This window comes from Mesorhizobium sp. (genome assembly GCF_024509055.1).
Lineage (GTDB): Bacteria > Pseudomonadota > Alphaproteobacteria > Rhizobiales > Rhizobiaceae > Mesorhizobium.
Genome location: NZ_JANINM010000408.1, coordinates 1 through 19,718, shown reverse-complemented (window position 1 = coordinate 19,718; position 19,718 = coordinate 1). Strand labels below are relative to the sequence as shown.

Annotated in this window: 20 protein-coding genes; 11 read left to right on the top strand and 9 right to left on the bottom strand. The window is 66.3% G+C overall.

Annotation, left to right across the window (positions count from 1 at the left end; all coding sequences use genetic code 11):
* The 3 genes from Q0L57_RS21715 to Q0L57_RS21705 form a co-directional block, all read right to left on the bottom strand.
* Positions 1-1,183 (bottom strand): ABC transporter permease (locus tag Q0L57_RS21715; protein ID WP_296745095.1); only part of this gene is annotated, 1,183 nt, incomplete at its 3' end.
* Between the two features lie 8 nt (positions 1,184-1,191).
* Positions 1,192-2,244 carry an ABC transporter substrate-binding protein gene (locus Q0L57_RS21710; protein ID WP_296745094.1) on the bottom strand — a complete coding sequence of 351 codons (1,053 nt, stop codon included), beginning with the start codon at positions 2,242-2,244 and terminating at the stop codon, positions 1,192-1,194.
* On the bottom strand, positions 2,241-3,413 hold the full coding sequence (locus Q0L57_RS21705) for an ABC transporter ATP-binding protein (RefSeq protein WP_296745093.1): 1,173 nt from the start codon (positions 3,411-3,413) through the stop codon (positions 2,241-2,243). Before Q0L57_RS21705 ends, Q0L57_RS21710 begins: the two co-directional genes overlap by 4 nt.
* Positions 3,414-3,699: 286 nt before the next feature.
* Between Q0L57_RS21705 and Q0L57_RS21700 the strand changes: the two genes are divergently transcribed.
* Both Q0L57_RS21700 and Q0L57_RS21695 read left to right on the top strand, forming a co-directional pair.
* Positions 3,700-5,088, top strand: a complete 1,389-nt coding sequence (locus Q0L57_RS21700; protein WP_296745092.1) for a PLP-dependent aminotransferase family protein — start codon at positions 3,700-3,702, stop codon at positions 5,086-5,088.
* Between the two features lie 2 nt (positions 5,089-5,090).
* Complete coding sequence (locus Q0L57_RS21695; protein ID WP_296745091.1) at positions 5,091-6,353, top strand: FAD-dependent oxidoreductase; 1,263 nt, start codon at positions 5,091-5,093, stop codon at positions 6,351-6,353.
* Between the two features lie 19 nt (positions 6,354-6,372).
* Here the strand turns inward: Q0L57_RS21695 and Q0L57_RS21690 are convergent, their stop codons facing one another.
* Positions 6,373-6,789, bottom strand: a complete 417-nt coding sequence (locus Q0L57_RS21690) for a VOC family protein (protein ID WP_296745090.1) — start codon at positions 6,787-6,789, stop codon at positions 6,373-6,375.
* 191 nt (positions 6,790-6,980) lie between these two features.
* On the opposite strand from Q0L57_RS21690, the gene Q0L57_RS21685 reads away from it, so the two are divergent.
* From Q0L57_RS21685 to lpxK, 6 genes are all read left to right on the top strand, one after another.
* Entirely contained in the window at positions 6,981-8,324 is a 1,344-nt protein-coding gene (locus Q0L57_RS21685; protein WP_296745089.1) for a TldD/PmbA family protein, read from the top strand.
* Positions 8,311-9,120 (top strand): 3'(2'),5'-bisphosphate nucleotidase CysQ, encoded by an 810-nt coding sequence (locus tag Q0L57_RS21680; RefSeq protein WP_296745088.1) that lies wholly within the window; start codon positions 8,311-8,313, stop codon positions 9,118-9,120. The genes Q0L57_RS21685 and Q0L57_RS21680 overlap by 14 nt, the downstream gene beginning before the upstream one ends.
* A gap of 74 nt (positions 9,121-9,194) precedes the next feature.
* Positions 9,195-9,440: a DUF4170 domain-containing protein gene (locus tag Q0L57_RS21675; RefSeq protein ID WP_296745087.1), complete on the top strand. Its 246-nt coding sequence runs from the start codon at positions 9,195-9,197 to the stop codon at positions 9,438-9,440.
* Between the two features lie 3 nt (positions 9,441-9,443).
* Complete coding sequence (locus tag Q0L57_RS21670; protein ID WP_296745086.1) at positions 9,444-10,220, top strand: lysophospholipid acyltransferase family protein; 777 nt, start codon at positions 9,444-9,446, stop codon at positions 10,218-10,220.
* A complete protein-coding gene (gene waaA / locus Q0L57_RS21665) occupies positions 10,217-11,533 on the top strand; it encodes a lipid IV(A) 3-deoxy-D-manno-octulosonic acid transferase (protein WP_296745085.1) in 1,317 nt (438 codons plus the stop codon). The genes Q0L57_RS21670 and waaA overlap by 4 nt, the downstream gene beginning before the upstream one ends.
* Before the next feature lie 74 nt (positions 11,534-11,607).
* The gene (lpxK, locus tag Q0L57_RS21660; RefSeq protein ID WP_296745084.1) at positions 11,608-12,636 is read left to right on the top strand and encodes a tetraacyldisaccharide 4'-kinase; all 1,029 of its coding nucleotides are present in this window, start codon (positions 11,608-11,610) and stop codon (positions 12,634-12,636) included.
* Positions 12,637-12,657: 21 nt separating this feature from the next.
* Here the strand turns inward: lpxK and Q0L57_RS21655 are convergent, their stop codons facing one another.
* Positions 12,658-13,551 (bottom strand): LysR family transcriptional regulator, encoded by an 894-nt coding sequence (locus Q0L57_RS21655; RefSeq protein ID WP_296745083.1) that lies wholly within the window; start codon positions 13,549-13,551, stop codon positions 12,658-12,660.
* A 95-nt stretch (positions 13,552-13,646) separates the two neighbouring features.
* On the opposite strand from Q0L57_RS21655, the gene Q0L57_RS21650 reads away from it, so the two are divergent.
* Positions 13,647-14,465 carry an N-acyl homoserine lactonase family protein gene (locus Q0L57_RS21650; protein ID WP_296745082.1) on the top strand — a complete coding sequence of 273 codons (819 nt, stop codon included), beginning with the start codon at positions 13,647-13,649 and terminating at the stop codon, positions 14,463-14,465.
* Positions 14,466-14,559: 94 nt separating this feature from the next.
* Here Q0L57_RS21650 and Q0L57_RS21645 read toward each other — a convergent pair whose 3' ends face one another.
* Entirely contained in the window at positions 14,560-14,793 is a 234-nt protein-coding gene (locus Q0L57_RS21645) for a DUF2093 domain-containing protein (RefSeq protein WP_296745081.1), read from the bottom strand.
* A gap of 114 nt (positions 14,794-14,907) precedes the next feature.
* Between Q0L57_RS21645 and Q0L57_RS21640 the strand changes: the two genes are divergently transcribed.
* On the top strand, positions 14,908-15,507 hold the full coding sequence (locus tag Q0L57_RS21640) for a hypothetical protein (protein ID WP_296745080.1): 600 nt from the start codon (positions 14,908-14,910) through the stop codon (positions 15,505-15,507).
* Between the two features lie 15 nt (positions 15,508-15,522).
* Here Q0L57_RS21640 and Q0L57_RS21635 read toward each other — a convergent pair whose 3' ends face one another.
* Positions 15,523-16,449, bottom strand: a complete 927-nt coding sequence (locus tag Q0L57_RS21635; RefSeq protein ID WP_296745079.1) for a LysR substrate-binding domain-containing protein — start codon at positions 16,447-16,449, stop codon at positions 15,523-15,525.
* 90 nt (positions 16,450-16,539) lie between these two features.
* Between Q0L57_RS21635 and Q0L57_RS21630 the strand changes: the two genes are divergently transcribed.
* Positions 16,540-17,433 (top strand): DMT family transporter, encoded by an 894-nt coding sequence (locus tag Q0L57_RS21630; protein ID WP_296745078.1) that lies wholly within the window; start codon positions 16,540-16,542, stop codon positions 17,431-17,433.
* Here the strand turns inward: Q0L57_RS21630 and Q0L57_RS21625 are convergent.
* Positions 17,430-17,843, bottom strand: coding sequence for a hypothetical protein (locus tag Q0L57_RS21625; protein WP_296745077.1), 414 nt, complete (start codon positions 17,841-17,843; stop codon positions 17,430-17,432). The two genes, Q0L57_RS21630 and Q0L57_RS21625, sit on opposite strands and share 4 nt — an antisense overlap.
* A complete protein-coding gene (mutL, locus tag Q0L57_RS21620) occupies positions 17,843-19,711 on the bottom strand; it encodes a DNA mismatch repair endonuclease MutL (RefSeq protein ID WP_296745096.1) in 1,869 nt (622 codons plus the stop codon). Before mutL ends, Q0L57_RS21625 begins: the two co-directional genes overlap by 1 nt.
* Positions 19,712-19,718 lie beyond the last annotated feature (7 nt).

The window sequence follows — 19,718 nt, the reverse complement described above, 5'->3', positions numbered from 1 at the left end:
TCTCCCAGTTCAGTTCGACATTGACGTAGTTGGCGATGAAATTGCTGATGAGCTGGTCGCTGGCGCCGCCGATCAGTGCCGGCGTGATGTAATAGCCGAGGCACAGGATGAAGGTGAGCAGGCATCCGGCCATGACGCCCGGGAAAACTTGCGGGATGTAGACGCGGCGGAAGGCTGTGAACGGCCTGGCGCCAAGCGAATAGGCGGCTTTCATCTGCGAGGGCGGGATGGTGCGCATGACGCTGTAGATCGGCAGCAGCGTGAACGGCAGCTGGATATGCGTCATGGCGATGATCAGCCCGATGCGGCTGTACATCAGGTCGAGCCGGTCGCTGGCGATGCCGAGCCAAAGCAGGAAATCGTTGACCAGCCCGAATTTCTGCAGGAGCACCGTCCAGGCGGCCGTGCGCACCAAGATTGATGTCCAGAACGGCAGGAGCACGGCGACGATCAGCACCGCAGCCAGGCCCTTCGGCACATTGGCGATGAGATAGGCGAGCGGAAAGCCGAGGATCAATGTCGCCAGTGTCACCGAGGCGGCGACGAAGAAGGTGCGCAGGAAAACCTGCACGAAGATCGCCTGTTCCGGCGGCACACGCTCGATGCCGCCATCGGCGTTCCAGCGCAGGTCGAGCGCGCTGAGCAGATAGAAGGAGGTCAAGCTCCTCGTGCCGCTCTGGATTGCCGGCCAAGTCGATGGCGTCGTCCAGAACGGTACAGATTTCACTGCGTCGAGCGCGGCCTGGCCATCGGCGTTCTCGAGCTTGCGCACCGTCTTCAGCACCTGGCTGCGCGCGCCGGGCATGCGCGCGTTGAGGCTCTTGGCCAGTTCGTATGCCGTGCCCTTGGCCTGGTTGTTCTTGAGGTCCGAAGCCAGGGCAGCGAACGCGTCGTCCCCGGGCAGACCCTGGCCGTTCCAGCCGCTCAACGCCACGGCTGTCTTTGGCAGGGCATCAGCGATTGTCGGATCGTACACGGCACGCGACAGCAACAGCACGATGGGGATGCCGAAGCTCAGCGCCAGGAGGATGAGCAGGGGCGCCGCCAGCAGCAGCGTGCGCAGCCGGTCGCCGAATTCGGCGCGGCGGAGCGCCGCCGACACGGATTTGAGATCCGCATCGGCGGCCGACCGGTCGCGGGCCAGCGTCGGCCGGTCGAGTTCGCTGGGCTGGAGCGCCGACATGCCGGCTCCTACTGTGCCAGCCAGGCGTTGAAGCGCTTGACGAGATCCTCGCCGTAGTCGCCCCAGAACTCGGTGTTGGCGACGAGATAGGCACCCTTCAGGTGATCCGGAGCGTTGGGCAGCTTCGGCAGGGCGTCCGCCGCCACGAAGGACGCGGCATCGGTGCGCACCGGGCCGTAGGTGATGAAGCTGGCAAGCTTGGCGTTGTTCTCCGGCTTGCTGATATAGGCAAGGTACTTGTAGGCAAGCTCAGGATTGCGCGCGCCCTTCGGGATACTGATCATGTCGTATTCGAGGATCTGGTTGTTCCAGACGATCTTGAACGGCTTCTTATCGGTGTCGATGGCGTTCTGGATGCGGCCGTTCCAGGCGGTGGTCATCACCACTTCCTTGGAGGCGAGAAGCTGCGCCGGCTGCGCGCCGGCATCCCACCACACGATGTCCTTCTTGATGGTGTCGAGCTTCTTGAAGGCTCGGTCGACGCCCTCCGGCGTGGCGAGCACCTTGTAGACGTCGGCCGGAGCGACACCGTCCGCCATCAGTGCCCATTCGAGGTTCTGTGCCGGGAATTTGCGCATGGCGCGCTTGCCGGGGAACTTCGTCGTGTCGAAAAGGTCGAGCACCGAGGTCGGCGCCTCCTTCAGCACGGTCGGGTCATAGGCGAGGATGTCGCCGTAGGCATCGAGGCCGACGCCGCAATCCAGAGCCGAGCCCTCGATGAACTTGTCGCGCGGACCGATCTTGGAATAGTCGAGCCGTTCGAGGATGCCCGCGTCGCAGCCCTGCAACACGGTAGCCGTCTCCACTGTCACCAGGTCGATCGGCACGTTGCCGGTCTCGACCATGGCTTTGACCTTGCCGAGATCGCCGAGATATTCCTGCTCAAGGATCTTGGCGCCAGTCTCCTTGCTGAACGGCTCGAACCAGGCCTTGCGCTGCGCGTCCTGCCAGGCGCCGCCGCTCGCCATGATCGACAGTTCGTCCGCGAAGGCAGCGCCGGCGATGGTCATGCAGGCCGTGGCGGCCGCGAGCGCGAGTAGGCGTGTTCTGATCTGTGTCATTTCGACTTCCCCTGTTTTGAAGTTGCGCCGCCCGTTCCGGCATCGGCCGGAAAGGCGCGGCAATCGTTGGGCGCGCAGGAGACCGTCACGGCCTCGCCGTTCGCCATCGTCGCCTCGGGGCCGACCTTCACGGTCAGCACCTGGTCGTTGGCGAGCCTGGCCAGGAGGCGCAGGTGGTCGCCGAGATAGATACGCCCGCCGACTGTCGCCGCGAGCGCATTGCCGCCGGCCGCGGCCGGTGCGAGAGCCAGCCGCTCGGGTCGGACGGCGACATGGCAGGCGCTGCCTTGCGCGACGCCGATGGCCAGCGCGGTGATTTCGCCGCCGCCATTCAGCCGCACGCGGCACTCCTTGCCCGAGATACGGTCGACCACGCCTTCCAGCGTGTTGTTCTCGCCGATGAAGCTCGCCACGAACGAGCTTTGCGGGGTGTTGTAGAGATCGTCGGGCGAGCCGAGCTGGGAGATGTCGCCATTGTTGAAGACGGCGACCCGGTCGGACATCGTCAGTGCCTCGCTCTGGTCGTGCGTGACATAGACGATGGTGACGCCGAGCATCGTGTGGATCTGCTTGATCTCGAGCTGCATATGCTCGCGCAGCTTCTTGTCGAGCGCGCCGAGCGGCTCGTCCATCAGCACCAGGCTCGGCTGGAACACCAGGGCACGGGCCAACGCCACGCGCTGCTGTTGGCCGCCGGAAAGCTGCGTCGGCCGCCGGTCGCCGAACTGACGCAGGCGCACCATGTCGAGCGCTTTCGCGACGCGGGCCGCGATGTCGGCTTTGCCCGTCTGGCGGACCGAGAGCGGGAAACCGACATTCTCCTCGACCGTCATGTGCGGGAAGAGCGCATAGTTCTGGAACACCATGCCGATATTGCGCTCGTAGGGCGGCAGCCGGTCGACGGGCTGGCCTTCCAGCGTGATCGTGCCGTGCGTCGGCCGCTCGAAGCCGGCAAGCATGTTGAGGGTTGTCGTCTTGCCGGAACCGGAAGGGCCAAGCAGCGTCAGGAATTCGCCCCGTGCGACCGTGAGGTTCATCCGCGTCACCGCGAAGGTGCGCCCGTCATAGGATTTCTCGACGTCGGCGAATTGGACGAAACCCTGACCGGATGCAGCCGCTGGCGAGGCCAGCGCGGCGACGGCCGGCGATACGACTTGGCTGGCGCTCATTGTCCGCAGTCCCGGGTGCGGCCGGTCGATTCGACTTGGGGCTTGCGATCCATGCCTCGTCCTCCCGGAAACAGGCTCGCGATCTGACGGGCCGTCCGACTTGTATGGTCACACAATTAACCTGAAATCGACCATAGATGCGGACAACTTTGCCCGTCAAGGTGGTTTTTACGATCTTGTGTGATTATTTTGGCTCGAGTGTATGTCAGACAAGCTCTATTGTACGGGGCGATGTCTTATGCTAGATGCCCGACAAGTGAGACGTCAGCCGTAGATCGAATCCCGTATGCTCCAAGATCTTCGCCTCGCGGAGGATGAAAGTCCGGTCTACCGCCGTCTTGCCGACGCGATCGCGGAACGCATCGCGGCCGGCACGCTGGCGGTCGGCGAGCGCCTGCCGCCGCAGCGTGAAATCGCGCGCGCCCTCGGCATCAATGTCACGACTGTCACCCGCGCCCTGTCGACCTTGCAGGAGCAGGGCCTGCTCGAGGCGCGGCCCGGGCGCGGCACGACCGTTGCCGCTCGTGACGCCGTCGAGCGGCCGGGCTTCGTGTCGGCGCCGAGCGACCAGAGCGGCATCATCGACCTTTCCGTCAATCGGCCTGCCACCACCGCTTATCTCGACGCGGTCGCCGCGCTTCTGCCGCGCCTGCCGAAGGACAGGCACTATGCCTCCTTGCAGGACTATCATCCTCCGGAAGGACCGCTTTGGGGGCGCGTGGCGGTCGCCGACTGGTTCAAGACCGTCGCCGGCGAGGGCGATCCGGGGCGCGTTGTGCTTGCCGCCGGCGCCCAGCACGGACTGGATTGCGTCCTTGGCGCCGTCACCCGGCAGGGCGAGGTGGTGCTGGCCGACGAGGTGACCTATCAGGGCATCAATGCGCTCTGCCGCGTGCACGGGCTGGATTTGCGAGGCGTCGCCATGGACCGCGGCGGCATGCGGCCGGACGCTTTCGAGGCCGCCTGCGCGCAACTGTGCCCGCGCGCGGTGTTCCTCGTGCCGACGCTGCACAATCCGACGACGATCACGCTGAGCGAGGAGCGCCGCCACGAACTGGCCGCCGTCGCCCGGCGCCACAACGTGCTGATCCTCGAGGACGACGTCTACCGGCCGCTGGCCGACGACCCGCCGCCATCCTTCGCCAGCCTCGAGCCGGAGTTGACGATCCACCTCGGCGCCTTGTCGAAATGCCTGGCGCCGGGCTTGCGCCTCGGTTTCGTCATCGCCCCGCGCCCTATCGCCGGCCAGGTCGCGGCGGCGCTGCGCATCAACTGCTGGAGCATCAGCCCGCTGACGGCGCTGATCGGCGCGCGGCTTATCGAAGAAGGGACGGTCGGTCGCATCATCGATATCCAGAAGCAGGAGCTGAGGCAGCGCCAGGCCATTTTGAGCGAGATTCTCGGCCGCTTCGATATCCAGAGCCATCCGGCTTCGACGCATGCCTGGCTGCGCTTGCCTGAACCCTGGCGCGGCGCCGGCTTCGCCCGCACCTGCCTGGAGCGCGGCGTTGCGGTGCTGCCGGGCGACGCCTTCGCGGTCGGGCGCGAGCCGGTGCAGCACGGGGTGCGCATCAATGTCGGTGCCGCGCGCTCGCAGGACGATCTGCGCTCGGCGCTGACGACCATGGCCGAGCTGCTTGCCGCCGGTCACCTGCAACTGCCTGGATTCGTCTGATCATGCCTTCCGCAATTGCGCCGTCGGCGGCGCCGAAGTCGGTCGAAATAGCCATCGTCGGCGCGGGCGTCGTCGGTCTGGCGACTGCATTGCGGCTCGCGGGCGAGGGCCGGGAGGTGTTGCTGATCGATCCCAACGAACCGGGGTCTGGCGCCTCGTTCGGCAATGCCGGGACGATCGCCGAATATGCCTGCATGCCGGTCGGCAATCCGGGCGTGCTGCGCGCGTTGCCGAAGCTGCTCTTCGACCGTGACAGCCCCTTCGCGTTGCGCTGGGCTTCGCTCTTTCAACTGTCGCCATGGCTTACGCGCTTCGTCCGCCAGTCGCTTCCGGCAGCCACCCGCGCCAATGCGCTGGCGCTGGCCGACCTGCTTTCAGAGGCCCTGCCTGCCTGGGGAGAAATGGTCCAGGAGGCCGGCCTTCAGGACCTGATGCGCCGCAATGGCTGTCTCTACATCTATCGCCGCGAAGGCGACTTCGCCGCTTCGGCGGACGGACGAACCCTGCGCGCCGAGCTTGGCGTCCACCAGCAGGTTCTAAGCGCGGCGGAGGTGGCCGCGCTGGAACCGCGACTGGCGGGCTTTCGAGCCCAGGGGCTCCTGTTTCCGGACTCGATCAATGTCAGTGACCCGAGGACGGTGATGGCGCGGCTGGCCGCCGCCGCGACCGCGCGGGGTGTCCAGTTCGTGCGTGCGAATGTGACTGGTCTAGCGGCGGACACCGGTGGTGTTCGTTTATGCGGCCCGGGTATCGCCACCACAGCGCGGAAGGTGGTGATCGCGGCCGGCGCCCGCTCGCGCGCGCTCGCCGCCCAGGCCGGCGACCGCATTCCGCTGGACACCGAGCGCGGCTATCACCTGGAGTTTCCGACCGCCGCGCCTTTGCTGAACAGGCCGGTCTGCCCCGTCGATCTCGGCTTCTACATGACGCCGATGGAGGGCAGGCTGCGTGTCGCCGGCACGGTCGAGCTCGGCGGGTTGACTGCGCCGCCCAATCCGCGTCGGATGGCGCTGCTCGATCGCGGTGTGCGGCAGTTCTTTCCCGATCTCGGTCGGCCGTCCTCCGAATGGCTTGGCTTCAGGCCGTCGCTGCCCGATTCGCGCCCCGTCATCGGGCCGTCGCGACGCACCCCCGGCGTTATCCACGCCTTCGGCCATGGCCACCTTGGATTGACGCTGGCCCCGATCACCGCCCGCCTTGTTGCCGACTTGATCGCCGGGCGTGCTGCGCCGCTTGCGGCGCCATTTGCCGCGGACCGTTTCTGACTGCCTATCACTGTCGCGCTCAGTGCGCGAACACTTGCTCCAGCGAGCGGAAACCCTTGAACTCCAGCGCGTTGCCGGAAGGGTCGCGGATGAACAGCGTCGCCTGTTCCCCGGGCTCGCCCTTGAAGCGGACCATCGGTCGCTCCAGCCAGTCGATGTCCGAGCGCGCCTCCAGCCGCGCCGCAAGCCGCTCCCATTCGTCCATCAGCAGCACCGCGCCGAAATGCGGGATCGGCACGACGATGCCGTCCACCTTGCCGTCGCGCGCCGCCGCCGTCGCCTGCGGCCGCAAATGCGCCGACATCTGGTGGCCATAGAGGTCGAAATCGACCCATGTGGCCGACGAACGGCCGATAGCGCAACCCAGAACCTCGCCATAGAAAGCGCGGGTTTCGTCGAGATCACGGACCGGGAAGGCGAGATGGAAGGGCGTCATGCACGAACTCCGAACAGGCAAAGGTGTGGCAGGCGGCCGTCACGGCCGCGTTGGGGCGATTTGGTCGCGGCATCCTGATTGGCCTTCGCCCATTGCACAAGCGGTGTTGGAACAATAGATGGTGCGGCAGCACCCAGATGGTGCGCCAGCCTCTTTCCTCCCGGATGGCTTGAACGAACAGGACAAATCGCATGACCGACACGCTCGACGCAGCGAAACTGACCGACCGCGTCGCAGCACTCGTCGAGGCTGCGAAGCGCGCCGGCGCTGACGCCGCCGATGCGGTCGCGGTGCGTGGCCGTTCGGCCGGAGTGTCGGTGCGGTTGGGCAAGGTGGAAGGCACCGAATCGTCCGAGAGCGAGGATGTCTCGCTGCGCGTCTTCATCGGCCAGCGTGTGGCGAGCGTTTCGGCCACCGCCGCTTCCGATCCGAAGGCGCTTGCCGAGCGCGCCGTCGCCATGGCGAAAGTCTCGCCGGAGGACCCGTACCAGGGGCTCGCCGATCCGTCGCTGCTTGCCCGCAACCTGCGCGATCTCGACCTCTTCGACCCCACCGAGGTGTCCGCCGACCAGTTGAAGGAAGCGGCGCTCGCCGCCGAGGCCGCTGCCCTTGCCGTCAAGGGCGTCACCAATTCGGCAGGCGCCGGCGCCAGCGCCGGCATGGGCGGCCTCGTGCTTGCCACCTCGCACGGCTTTGTCGGCCAGTATATCGCATCGCGCTTCTCGCGCTCGGCCAGCGTTATTGCCGGCGAAGGCACGGCGATGGAGCGCGACTATGAATTCTCCTCGCGCCAGCATTTTGTCGATCTCGATCCGGCGGAAGAGATCGGCCGCAAGGCCGGTGAGCGCGCCGTACGCCGCCTGGGTGCGCGCAAGGCCGCGACCGGGCCGGTCGACGTCGTGTTCGATCCGCGCGTCGCGCGCGGCATCGCCGGCCATCTTGCAGGCGCCATCAACGGTGCGGCGGTGGCGCGCAAGACCAGCTTCCTGCGCGACATGATGGGCAAAAAGGTCGCTTCGGCCGGGATCACCGTCACCGACGAACCGCTTCGCCGCCGTGGCCAGGCTTCGCGTCCCTTCGACGGCGAAGGCGTCGAGGGCGAGAAGCTGCTCATGGTCGAGAAGGGCGTGCTCAACCACTGGTTCCTGTCGACTTCGGCCGCGCGCGAGCTCGGGCTTGTCACCAACGGACGCGGCTCGCGCAGCGGCTCCTCCGTTTCGCCGTCCTCGACCAACCTCGCCATCGAGCCGGGCGAGCGGGCGCCGGAAGACATGATCGCTTCGCTGAAGAGCGGCTTCTATGTCACCGAGGTCTTCGGCCAGGGCGTCGACATGATAACCGGCGAATACAGCCGCGGCGCGTCCGGCTTCTGGATCGAGAACGGCGCGCTTGCCTATCCGGTCGCCGAGGTGACGATCGCCTCGAACCTGAAGACCATGTTCCTCAACATGGTGCCGGCCAGCGATCTCGACCGCAATTTCGGCACCGCCGCGCCCACGCTCCTGATCGAAGGGATGACACTTGCCGGCGCTTGACCAGCTTGCCCTGAGCGAGGCGCGCGAAGACCTCGCGCTGTTGCGTGACGCCGCCCGCGAGGCCGGTGCCATCGCCATGCGCTACTTCGGCAACAACCCGCAGGTGTGGATGAAGGGCGGCACCTCGCCGGTGAGCGAGGCCGACCATGCCGCCGACGCCTATCTGCGTGAAACCCTGCTCGAGGCGCGTCCGGATTATGGCTGGCTGTCGGAAGAGACGGCCGACGATCATGCCCGGCTGTCCGCTCGCCGCACCTTCGTCGTCGATCCGATCGACGGCACGCGCGGTTTTCTCGACGGACTGCATTCCTGGTGCGTCAGCGTCGCCGTGGTCGAGGACGGCCGCTCGCTGGCCGGCGTGCTCGAATGCCCGGCAAAGCAGGAGACCTATTGGGCGCTGCCTGGCGAGGGCGCCTGGCTGAACGGCAGGCGCATCCATGTGCGGGCGCCCGGCGAGACCGTGGATATCGGCGGGCCGAAGCCGCTGGTCGACCTGTTGCCGGAACCCTTGCAGGGGCGGCTGCGGCGCGCTGCCTACATTCCTTCGCTGGCCTACCGGCTGGCGATGATCGCCAACGGCAAGCTAGACGCGACCTTCGTCAAGCCGAACGCGCATGACTGGGACATCGCCGCCGCCGATCTGATTCTCGCCGAGGCCGGCGGCGCCTTGCTCGACCGCAGCGGCAAGCCGCCGCGCTATGCCGGCGAGGTGATCAACCATGGTGCGCTCGCCGCGGGCAGCGGCCAATTGCTCGGCGTGCTTGCCGGCGTCATTGCCGGACTTGACGAAGCGTGAGCCCATCGATGGTTCCAAAGTCTTCTACTTTGGTCTAGACCATTCACAAATTCATGAATACGCGAAGGATCGGCATGCCCGTGGAAGACGGAAAAAAACAGCTTTTGCACCTGGTGTTCGGCGGCGAGCTGAAAAAGCTGGGTGGAACCGAATTCCGTGACCTCGACGCACTCGACATTGTCGGCATCTACCCCGACTATCAATCCGCGCTTTCCGCGTGGAAATCCAAGGCGCAGGCCAGCGTCGACAATGCCCATATGCGTTACTTCGTCGTTCATCTGCACCGGCTTCTCGACCCGGACGCCAAGGCCGCCGGTTGACCGATGGAGCATGAAGCGGTGAAAGGGGCCTCTAGCCCCGCCATCAGGCGCAGCGGTACACGCACTCTGTGGCGGCGCATCCGCGAGCCATTGGCGCAGTCGCGATTCGTCAAGAATTTCATCGCCAGCCTGTTCGCCTGGTTCGTGCGCCTGGTGCGCATCACCAGTCCGCTGGTCAAGGGATCGACTCAGGTCGCCGGCGGCACCTACGCGGATATCGAACCCGGCATCATCGCGCTCTGGCACGGCCAGCATCTGTTGACCCCGGCCTATTATCCGAAGGGCCGGCCGCTGGTCGCCATGGTCTCGCGCAGCGCCGACGCCGAGCTCAACGCGCTGATGATCGAGAAATTTGGCATCGAGGCGGTGCGAGGCTCCGGTGGCCGCGAAAATGCCAGGCATCTCGACAAGGGCGGCGCCAAGGCGCTGATCGCGCTGAAGAAGTCGCTGGTCGCCGGCAAGAACGTCGCCATGATCGCCGATATCCCGCATGGCACGCCACGCGACGCGGGCCTGGGCATCGTGCTTCTGGCCAGGCTCTCCGGCCGGCCGATCCTGCCGGCCGCAATCACCACCAGCCGCCGCAAGGTGTTGGAGAAGAGCTGGGATAAGACCACCATCAACCTGCCGTTCGGCCGCTCCGCGGTCGTCGTCGGCACGCCTGTCTTCGTGCCGGCGAATGCGGATGACGCCGAGATGGAGCGCAAGCGCCAGGAAGTGACCGCCTCGCTCAACGCCGCGACAGCCGAGGCCTATCGCCTCGTGGACGGCGGCAAATGAGCGAGCGCTGGGCGCGCGCGGCTCTGACGGCATACCGCTATGCCGGCGCCGCCGCCTATCCGTTGATCGGCCCCTATGTCGCCTGGCGCGCCTCGCGCGGCAAGGAAGACCGCGTCCGCCGCCGCGAGCGCTATGGCGTCGCCGGACGTCCGCGTCCCGAGGGGCCGGTGATCTGGATCCATGCCGCCAGCGTCGGCGAGACCATCGCCGTCGTACCGCTGGTGGAAAGCATCCTCGACTATGGCGTCAACATCGTGCTCACCACCGGCACGGTGACCTCGGCGAAGGTCGCCGACGAGCGGCTGGGCGACCGCATCATCCACCAATATGTGCCGCTCGACCTGAAGCCGGCGGTCAGCCGCTTCCTCGACCACTGGCGGCCGGAGCTGGCGATCATCGCCGAATCGGAAATCTGGCCGATGACCATCCTGGAGCTCGGCGCCCGCAACGTACCGCAGGTGCTGGTCAATGGCCGGCTCTCCGACCGTTCCTTCACCTCGTGGAAGAAGCGCGCCAGCGTCGCCGAGGCGCTGTTCGAGAACCTTGCCCATGTCATTGCCCAGTCGGATGTCGACGGCGAGCGGTTCCGCGCGCTTGGCGCCCGGCCGGTCACGGTCTCCGGCAACCTGAAGGTCGACACCAATCCGCCGCCGGTGGACGAGCGGGCGCTGGCGACCTTGCAGCGGCAGATCGGCGGTCGCCCGACATGGGCTGCTATTTCCACCCATGACGGTGAGGAAGTCGTCGCAGCGGAAGTCCATGCCAGCCTCTACAAGCGCCATCCTGGCCTCTTGACCATCGTCGTCCCGCGCCATCCCGATCGCGCTGACGCGCTTGCCGCCGAGATTTCTGGCATGGGCCTGAAGATCGCCCGGCGCAGCAAGGGCGACCGCATTTTGCCCGACACCGACATCCTGCTTGGCGACACGATCGGTGAGATGGGCCTCTATCTCAGGCTGACCGAAATCGCTTTCGTCGGCCGCTCGCTCACATCGCAGGGTGGCCAGAATCCGCTCGAGCCGGCGATGCTCGACACGGCGGTGCTTGCCGGCCGCAACGTTCAGAATTTCCGCGAGGCCTATCAGCGCCTGCTAGACAGCGGCGGCGCCAAGCTGGTGCGCGACCGCGACATGCTGGCCGGCGCCGTCAACTTCCTTCTGAGCAATGAGACGGCGCGTCACGAAATGATCGCGGCCGGCGCCGCGACTGTCGACGAGATGCGCGGCGCGCTCGCCCGCACGCTTAAGTCGCTCGAGCCCTACATCCAGCCGTTGGTCGTCAAGGCGCGCCTGAAAGGCGCAAGCGGGCGCTAGCGCATGAGCCCAGGAATCGAACCCGGTTTTTGGCAGGGATCATGCGCGAGACCGGGTCGCGTGGAGCCGGCGCCATGACCAGCGAAGCACCGCCCTTCTGGTGGCAGAAGCCGGACTGGCGGGTGCTGGCGCTGTCGCCGGCCTCGGCGGCGTATGGCTTGGTCGCCGGACGTCGCATGCGCCACGCGCCGCGCGAGAAGGTCGCGGCGCCTGTATTGTGCGTCGGCAACCTCACCGTTGGCGGCAGCGGCAAGACGCCGGTCGCCATCGCCTTGGCGAGGCAAGCCAAGCGCATGCAGCTCACCCCCGGTTTCCTGTCGCGCGGCCATGGCGGCTCCTTCGCCAAGCCGCATGTCGTCGACGCGCATCACGACGCGGCCAAGCATGTCGGCGACGAGCCGCTGTTGCTCGCCGAGCACGCGCCGGTCGCCGTGACAGCGAACCGAGCCGCCGGCGCAAGACTGCTTATGGAAGAGCATGGCTGCGATTTCCTGATCATGGACGACGGCTTCCAGTCGGCGCGCATCCACATCGACTACGCGCTTGTGGTGGTCGACGCACGCTTCGGCATCGGCAATGGCCGCGTCATTCCTGGCGGGCCGCTCAGGGCCAAGGTCGTCGATCAACTGGTCTTCACCAGCGCCATGCTGAAGATGGGCGAGGGCACTGCCGCCGACAGGGTGGTGCGCCAGGCCGCGCGCGCCGGCCGGCCTATCTTTCTCGCGCATGTCCAGCCGGAGAATCCGGCCCGCTTCGCCGGCGGCCGCTTCCTTGCCTTCGCCGGCATCGGCCATCCCGAAAAATTCTTCGACACGGTGCGTGGGGCGGGCGGCGAGGTCGTGCTGTCGCGCGCCTTCCCCGACCATCATTTCTACGCGGCGGATGAACTGGCCGATCTCGCTGCGCTGGCGCAACGCGAAGGCTTGCGCCTCGTCACCACCGCCAAGGACGCCGCGCGCCTGCGCCATGGCGCGACGCCCGCAGGGTTCCTCGATCTTCTCGACGTGCTCGACATCGATGCGGTTTTCGAGCTCGACCACGTGCCCGAGCGCATCATCCACGAGACGCTTGACGCCTGGCGCCAGCGCAAGATGCGCGGGTGAGTTCGAAGCATTGCGTCAAGTTCACCGCGATTCGTAGACACGCTTCAGCGCTTCGACCAAATGGTCGAACATCGATCTCATTGGCGGACTGTTGCGCAGGTCCTGATGCATGGTCACCCAGACGTCGAGGCTCGGCGAAAATTCTTCAGGTAGGAGATGCACCAGTCGGGCATCCTCGCGCACAACCGCGCGTTGGCAGATTCCGATTCCGAATCCCGCCCTGATGGCCGCCAGCTGAAGGAGAGTGTTGTCGGATCGTAGCCTAAAGTCGTCCCGCCCCAATGGCAGACCGAGCCGACGCACGGCCCGGGCGGTAGAGGTCTCGTGATCGAAGCCCACCAGGCTATGCCGGTTCAGCTCGCGCAGATTGGCGGGTTTGCCGTACTTTTCGACGTAGCTCATGTGAGCATGGAATCCCAGCCGAGCGCGACCCACCTTGCGCGCGACGAGATCGGCCTGCGTCGGCCTCACCATGCGAATGGCGATATCGCACTCCCGCCGCAATAGGTCCTCCAGCCGGTCAGAAGCGGAGATCTCGACGACCAAACCCGACTGGCTCCGCTCCAACTCAGTAAGAATTGGCGGAAGAATCTCCGTCGCAACGATCTCCGAGGCCGCAAGGCGGACGATTGTGCGGGGCTGATCCGCCTTGCTTGAAACCGCTCTCAGCAACGTTTCGGCGGCGGCGGCCATGGCCAAGGCATGCGGCTGCGCGATGACAGACGCCGCGGTTGGCCTCAGGCCATCTTGGGCGCGCGTGAAAAGCGGCATGCCGAGGGTGGCCTCCAACTCACGGATGTGCCTGCCGACGGTCGGCTGGGTGAGGTTGAGGGAGCGCGCCGCACCCGAGAGGCTTCCCTCGCGCAGGACCGCCAGAAATGACCTGTACAGTTCCCAACTCGGATTCTTGTCCATGCATTCTTGTATATCTGCTGAACAAGCTTGGACAATTCCGTTCATCCGGAGGGGCGCGTATTTTGGGTCCATCAACGCTTTCAGGAGAAGCCCAGATGCGCATGCACGCTATCCAGACAGGGACAGTCAAAATCAAAACCGCCCAGGTCAAAGGCCGGGGCCACGGCTTCATTGATATTTTACTCGACCCGAACTGGACCGACTGGGTCCCGACATTCGCGTGGGCGATCGAGCACCCTGAAGGCGTCATTGTCGTCGACAGCGGCCAGGGGACACATCTGTTGGAGCACTCGCGCTCGCTCCATCCGTACGTGCGATGGGAAGTCGGCTTCCAGATCGAGCCCGAGCAGGAAATTGGGCCTCAGCTGCGCGCGTTGGGGATCGGTCCCCGCGACGTGAAGAAAGTCGTCCTCACGCATTTGCATATGGATCACGATGCAGGGCTGGCGCACTTCCCGAACACCGAAATTATCGTTCCGGCAGGAGAATTGTCGCAGGCGCGCGGATTGCTCGGACAGATTCGAGGCTACCTTCCGCAGCGTTGGCCGAAGTGGTTCGATCCAACACCAGTCGAGTTGCCCAATGAGCAATTCGGACCGTTCGATCAGAGCCTGCGCCTGACGAAAGGTGGTGATGTTGTTGCGGTGGCGACACCGGGGCACACGCCGAACCACATGTCTGTGGTGGTCCAGGATGGCGATACCGCGGTTTTTCTCGCCGGCGACACCTCCTACAATCAGGCGCTCATGCTTTCAGGCACTCCAGACGGCGTTGGTGGCAATGGCGAGGTCGCCAAAGCCACGCTTGCCGCCATCAAGACCTTCGCGCAAAGCCGCCCGACGATCTATCTGCCGACGCATGACCCGGATTCGGCCGTGCGCCTTGCGAACCGGCAGGTGGTATCGGCCAGTTAACAACGAGGCGGCTGGCGAAGCCGCAATCGCATCCGGTTTCACCCCAAGTGGGGCAGGACAGCGGGGAGACCTGCGGGGGCTTTGCCTATGAACTTTACCCGCGCTTCCGCAGCTCAGGATGCATCTCGATTTCCCGGCGCAGCGATACCTCGGCATTCACATAAGGCTCCTGCCGGGCGACACTCCAGTATTTGAGCTCGTCCAGCGGAATGCTCTCGCCCGTCACAGCGCAGCGCACGAACGAGCCGGGACTGGTGACCTGGAAGTCGCCGTCGAGATAGCGGATGCGCGCTTCCTTGCCGCCGGGGCCTTCGAAACGGTTCATCATGGCATTGCACTTGGCTTCATCGCGGTTTCAATCGCCACAAATCACGGGCGAGGTCAAGCTTGACGCAATGCTCATGTAATATGGCTCGCCTGTATTTCGTTTCCAGGAGTCGGCATGGACATCACTCCCGCTCGCCTGACGTCGCTGCTCAACGAGGCGCTCACGCCGCAGGCCGTGCCGTCGCCCAAAGCCGATCCGGCGACCGTCGCGCTGGTGAAGGCGCTCGTGCAGCCGCCGGCGCCGACAGTGCAATCCGCACAGTTCGCCGCGCAGGCCCTGAACGGCTCCCTGGCCAGGGCGCCCGCGCAATCGTCGCAGCGTCTGCCGGCCTCGGCGGTCGAGGACGCCTATCGCGCGGTGATGGATACCGATGTCGACGCCGACGAAGCGCCCGCAAGGGGGCCGGCCGCCAGGATGACTTCAGATGTCGACCAGGCCACGCGGGGCTTCGTTGCGCAGCAGCCTGCTTTCGCCGACAGCGCGGCACGGCCAATGGCGGCGGCTGCGCCGTCGTCCTTTTCCCCAGCCTTTGCTCCAGCCACGGTGTTGGTTGCGGCCAATGGCAACGCGCTGCAGCCGCGCGGTACGGCAATCCGGCCGGCGGGGCACGCCGCGCGCTCCGAGCCTGGCCAGACATCGCTGTGGACCGTATCGCTGGTCACCGCCATCGTCTCGGCCGTGACCACCACGATCGTCGTCCTGCTGCTGCGCTGACGTGCTGGACGTGGTCTAGTCGTCGTCCTGCAGGAAGGCCTCGAGCTTCTCCGGCGCCAGCCCCGCGTGTGCCGCAATGCGGCCGGCGAGGTCGGCGGCCGCGGCGCGCGGCCGGCCGACGGGGCGGTCCAGCCAATAGGACACAGGATTGAGCACCGTGCGCTCGTCGACGGTAACGATACGGCCCGATTCCATCTGGTCCTCAACCAGCGGCGGCCTCGCCAGCGCGATGCCCAGCCCATGCGCGGCGGCATCGAGCACGAGGTTGTAATCCTCGAAGCGGCGGTCTTGCGGGCGAGGGCGGTAGTCCATGTCCCGCGCCGCGAACCAGGCGCGCCAGCCGGAAGCGTCCGAATCGTTGATCAACGGGAATTTGAGCAGCCGGGCGGGATCGCCTTGCCCGATCTCCTTCGCCAGTTCCGGCGACGCGATGGGGAAGATGTATTCCTCGAAAAGCTGCACCGAGACGCGGCCCGGAATGCGGCCGCGCCCGCAGCGCACCGAAAGGTCGATGCCTTCGTCGGCGAGGTCCGCCTGGCGGTTGTCGACGTCGAGCACGATGCGCAGCCTCGTCGGGTCGTTTTCCAGCGCCGCCATGCGCGGCATCAGCCACAAGCCGCTGACCGACGGGATCGACGCCAGCCGCACCACGGCGGTGCCGCGCGGCTCGACCCAGCGATCGGAATTCACCGAGATCAGCGCGAAGGCCTCGGTTGTCCGAAGATGCAGCCGGTTGCCCTCGATCGTCAGCGTCACGCCGCGCGCATTGCGCTCGAACACCTTCAGGCCCAGCCAGTCCTCCAGCTTGGCGATCTGGCGGCTCACCGCGCCATGGGTGAGGTTGAGCTTCTCGGCCGCCGCCGAGAAACTCCCGGTGCGCGCCGCCGCGTCGAAGGCGCGCAAGGTCTCCAGCGGCAGTATCTGGTCGGAGCTGTGATCCATGCTCACAGCTGACCCTCGAATTGGTCGTTTGTCAATCGACGGTTAATAGCGTTTTGTGCGGTCATGGCATTGAAGGACGAGGATACGGCAATGAGCGCTTACACCGGCACGTTGAATGGGACACAGCGCATGGACACCACGGCGACCGTCGCGGTGGCGCTGACGGTGATCGGCTGGGCCTCGGCCTTTCCGGCGATTCGCGCCGGCCTTGGCGCCTTCCAGCCGCTGGAACTGGGCGCGCTGCGCTTCGCCATCGCGGCGGTCCCGGCGGTGATCTTCCTCGCCGTCAAGCGCCCGGCGCTGCCCAGGCTCGATGAGCTGTGGCGCTTCGCTTTCGGCGGCGCCATCTTCGTCGCCCTCTACACGGTCATGATCAATTACGGCGAGCTCACCGTCTCGGCCGGCGCTGCCAGCTTCATCATCAATGTCAGCCCGATCTTCACCGCCATCATGGCGACGGCGCTGCTCGGCGAACGTTTCTCGCGCCTGGCCTGGCTCGGCACGCTCATCTCCTTCACCGGCATCGGTATCATCGCCATGGCCGACGGGCATGGGCTGCATTTCAACCCCGGCGCGCTGTTCATCCTGGGCTCGGCGCTCTGCGCGGCCGTCAACACCATCGTGCAGAAGCCGCTCTTTGCCCGCCACCACCCGCTGACGATCGCCGCCTCCAACATGGCGCTCGGCGCGCTTTGCCTGCTACCCTTCCTGCCGGAGGCGTTCAGGCAGGCCGCTGTTGCCGACGCCGCTGGCCTCGGCGCGGTCATCTATCTCGGCATCGTGCCCTCGGCGATCGCCTACGCCGCCTGGGCGACCGCGCTGTCGCGTCTGCCCGCGGCACGCGCCTCGAACTTCCTCTATCTCGTCTCGCCAACCTCGACGCTGATCGGCTTCTTCTGGCTGGGCGAAATACCTTCGCTGCTCGGCATCCTCGGCGGCGCGCTGGCGCTGGGTGGCGTGGTCGTGGTGAATTTGAAGCGTTAGACCAATCCGAAGTAGCTACGGTAGTGCTCCAGACGAGCCAGCGGGGAGAAATCCTCAAAATCGCCAGCCGCTTCGCAGTCCTCCAGATAAGCAAGCGCATCCTGAGCCGGCTTGCCGGGCTGTTTGCGCAGAAAGTCCTTGGTGTGCTGTAGGCCTTGGCCGCAAAGGAGTTGGGTATCGAGATAATTGAACAGATCGAAGCCGGATGACTTCGCATCCCAGATGCGCAGCACGTCTTCGTCCAGTCCCCTGCTGAAGAGTTGGACACAGCAGAGCAGCGCCAAGTCACCCTCGCGCTCTTCGTGGTTCCGCTCGCGTTCGGCTTCGCGTGCCAGCAGCTCCCGGACCCGGGGCAAATCCTCGTCCTTGGGCACGATTCCGAATTGGTGAAGGGAGTCGCTGGTGTTCATCACCGCCGCCCAAACAGCCGCTCGATATCGGCGAGCTTGAGCTCGATATAGGTCGGGCGGCCGTGGTTGCAGGTGCCGGAACCGGGCGTCGCCTCCATCTGGCGCAGCAGCGCGTTCATCTCTTCCGCCTTGAGCAGGCGGCCGGAGCGCACCGAGCCGTGGCAGGCCATCGTCGCGGCGATCTTGTCCAGCCGCTCTTTCAGCGTCTCGACCGTGTCGTGGTCGGCGATCTCGTCGGCAAGGTCGCGCACCAGTTGCTGGACATTGGTTTCGCCGAGCATCGACGGCGTCTCGCGCACCGCCACCGCTCCCGGCCCAAAGCGCTCGACGCCGAGGCCGAACTTGGCCAGCGTCTCGGAATGCATCGCCAGCCGCTCGGCATCGTCTTCCGGCAGGTCGACGATTTCGGGCAGCAGCAGCATCTGCGAAGGCACCGCCCGCGAATGCAGGGCGTTCTTCAGCGCCTCATAGACCAGCCGCTCATGCGCGGCATGCTGGTCGACGATCACGAGCGAATCCCGGGTCTGCGCGACGATGTAGTTCTCATGCACCTGCGCGCGCGCCGCGCCCAGAACCATGCCGAGCAGCGCTTCCGCCGGTTCCGCCGTCCCGGCGCGGGCGTCGGCGCTGGCCAGCGGCCCGGTGTCGAACGCCGCCTGTTCATGCTCGCCGAAGCCGCCGCGATGCGGCCGGGCTTCGCCCATGTCCAGCGGCCGCTGCGGCGAGCGCGACGGGTCGAAGCCGCTGAAGCCCGATGCCCGATAGGACGCCTCGTAGCTGCGGTGGCCATTGGCCGGACCGGGATGGGCGTAGGGCGCGGCACCCGGCCGGAACGCCGCCATCATGCCGGCCGCACCTGTAGTCGCCGCACGGATGCCGGCGCCCGCCAGCGCCTCGCGGATGGCGCCGACGATCAGGCCGCGCACCAGCCCCGGATCGCGGAAGCGAACATCGGCCTTGGCCGGATGGACGTTGACGTCGACGGTCGAAGGATCGAGCGACAGGAACAGCACCGTCACCGCGTGGCGGTCGCGCGGCAACACGTCGGCGAAGGCGCCACGGATCGCGCCGGCGATCAGCTTGTCGCGCACCGGCCGTCCATTGACATAGGCATATTGCTGCAGCGCGTTGGCGCGCGTGTAGGACGGGATCGAGACGTGGCCGGCAAGATGCACGCCGTCGCGCACGGCGTCGATGGCGACGGCATTGTCCGGGAAATCCTCACCCATCACCTGCGCGACACGCGCCAGCCGGCCCCCCGGCGTGTCGCCGGTCGCCGGAAGCTCCAGCGTCGAGCGGTCGGGACCGGCGAGCGTGAAGCGCACGGCGGGGAAGGCGATGGCGATGCGCTTCACCACATCGCTGGTGGCGGAGCTCTCGGCCCGTTCGCCCTTCATGAACTTGAGCCGCGCCGGCGTGGCGAAAAACAGGTCGCGCACCTCGACCGTCGTGCCACGGTTTGCCGCCGCTGGCTTCACCCCGGACACGCGGCCGCCCTCGATGCCGATCTCCGCGGCGCTGTCGCCGCTTGCCGTGCGCGAGCGGATCGACAGCCGCGCCACCGACCCGATCGAAGGCAGCGCCTCGCCGCGAAAGCCCAGGGAGCGGATGTCGTGGATGTCGTCGGAGAGCTTCGAGGTGCAGTGCCGGGCAATCGCCAGCGCAAGCTCCTTTTCCGGAATGCCCGACCCGTCGTCGGTGACGCGGATCAGGTTCAGCCCGCCGCCGGCTGTGACGATCTCGATGCGCTGCGCGCCCGCATCGAGCGCGTTCTCTACCAGTTCCTTCACCACGCTCGCGGGACGCTCGATAACCTCGCCGGCGGCGATCTGGTTGATCATCGTTTCGGAAAGCTGGCGGATGGGCATGCGGCGA

What these genes read in the sequence shown, in the direction of transcription:
- Q0L57_RS21700 (WP_296745092.1), top strand. Translation starts at nt 3,700, where the DNA reads ATGCTCCAAGATCTTCGCCTCGCGGAGGATGAAAGTCCGGTCTACCGC.
- Q0L57_RS21695 (WP_296745091.1), top strand. Translation starts at nt 5,091, where the DNA reads ATGCCTTCCGCAATTGCGCCGTCGGCGGCGCCGAAGTCGGTCGAAATA.
- Q0L57_RS21625 (WP_296745077.1), bottom strand. Translation starts at nt 17,843, where the DNA reads ATGAACACCAGCGACTCCCTTCACCAATTCGGAATCGTGCCCAAGGAC.
- Q0L57_RS21675 (WP_296745087.1), top strand. Translation starts at nt 9,195, where the DNA reads ATGCCCGTGGAAGACGGAAAAAAACAGCTTTTGCACCTGGTGTTCGGC.
- Q0L57_RS21640 (WP_296745080.1), top strand. Translation starts at nt 14,908, where the DNA reads ATGGACATCACTCCCGCTCGCCTGACGTCGCTGCTCAACGAGGCGCTC.
- Q0L57_RS21685 (WP_296745089.1), top strand. Translation starts at nt 6,981, where the DNA reads ATGACCGACACGCTCGACGCAGCGAAACTGACCGACCGCGTCGCAGCA.
- Q0L57_RS21690 (WP_296745090.1), bottom strand. Translation starts at nt 6,789, where the DNA reads ATGACGCCCTTCCATCTCGCCTTCCCGGTCCGTGATCTCGACGAAACC.
- Q0L57_RS21710 (WP_296745094.1), bottom strand. Translation starts at nt 2,244, where the DNA reads ATGACACAGATCAGAACACGCCTACTCGCGCTCGCGGCCGCCACGGCC.
- Q0L57_RS21705 (WP_296745093.1), bottom strand. Translation starts at nt 3,413, where the DNA reads ATGAGCGCCAGCCAAGTCGTATCGCCGGCCGTCGCCGCGCTGGCCTCG.
- Q0L57_RS21670 (WP_296745086.1), top strand. Translation starts at nt 9,444, where the DNA reads ATGGAGCATGAAGCGGTGAAAGGGGCCTCTAGCCCCGCCATCAGGCGC.
- Q0L57_RS21650 (WP_296745082.1), top strand. Translation starts at nt 13,647, where the DNA reads ATGCGCATGCACGCTATCCAGACAGGGACAGTCAAAATCAAAACCGCC.
- Q0L57_RS21655 (WP_296745083.1), bottom strand. Translation starts at nt 13,551, where the DNA reads ATGGACAAGAATCCGAGTTGGGAACTGTACAGGTCATTTCTGGCGGTC.
- waaA (WP_296745085.1), top strand. Translation starts at nt 10,217, where the DNA reads ATGAGCGAGCGCTGGGCGCGCGCGGCTCTGACGGCATACCGCTATGCC.
- lpxK (WP_296745084.1), top strand. Translation starts at nt 11,608, where the DNA reads ATGACCAGCGAAGCACCGCCCTTCTGGTGGCAGAAGCCGGACTGGCGG.
- Q0L57_RS21635 (WP_296745079.1), bottom strand. Translation starts at nt 16,449, where the DNA reads ATGGATCACAGCTCCGACCAGATACTGCCGCTGGAGACCTTGCGCGCC.
- Q0L57_RS21645 (WP_296745081.1), bottom strand. Translation starts at nt 14,793, where the DNA reads ATGATGAACCGTTTCGAAGGCCCCGGCGGCAAGGAAGCGCGCATCCGC.
- Q0L57_RS21630 (WP_296745078.1), top strand. Translation starts at nt 16,540, where the DNA reads ATGAGCGCTTACACCGGCACGTTGAATGGGACACAGCGCATGGACACC.
- mutL (WP_296745096.1), bottom strand. Translation starts at nt 19,711, where the DNA reads ATGCCCATCCGCCAGCTTTCCGAAACGATGATCAACCAGATCGCCGCC.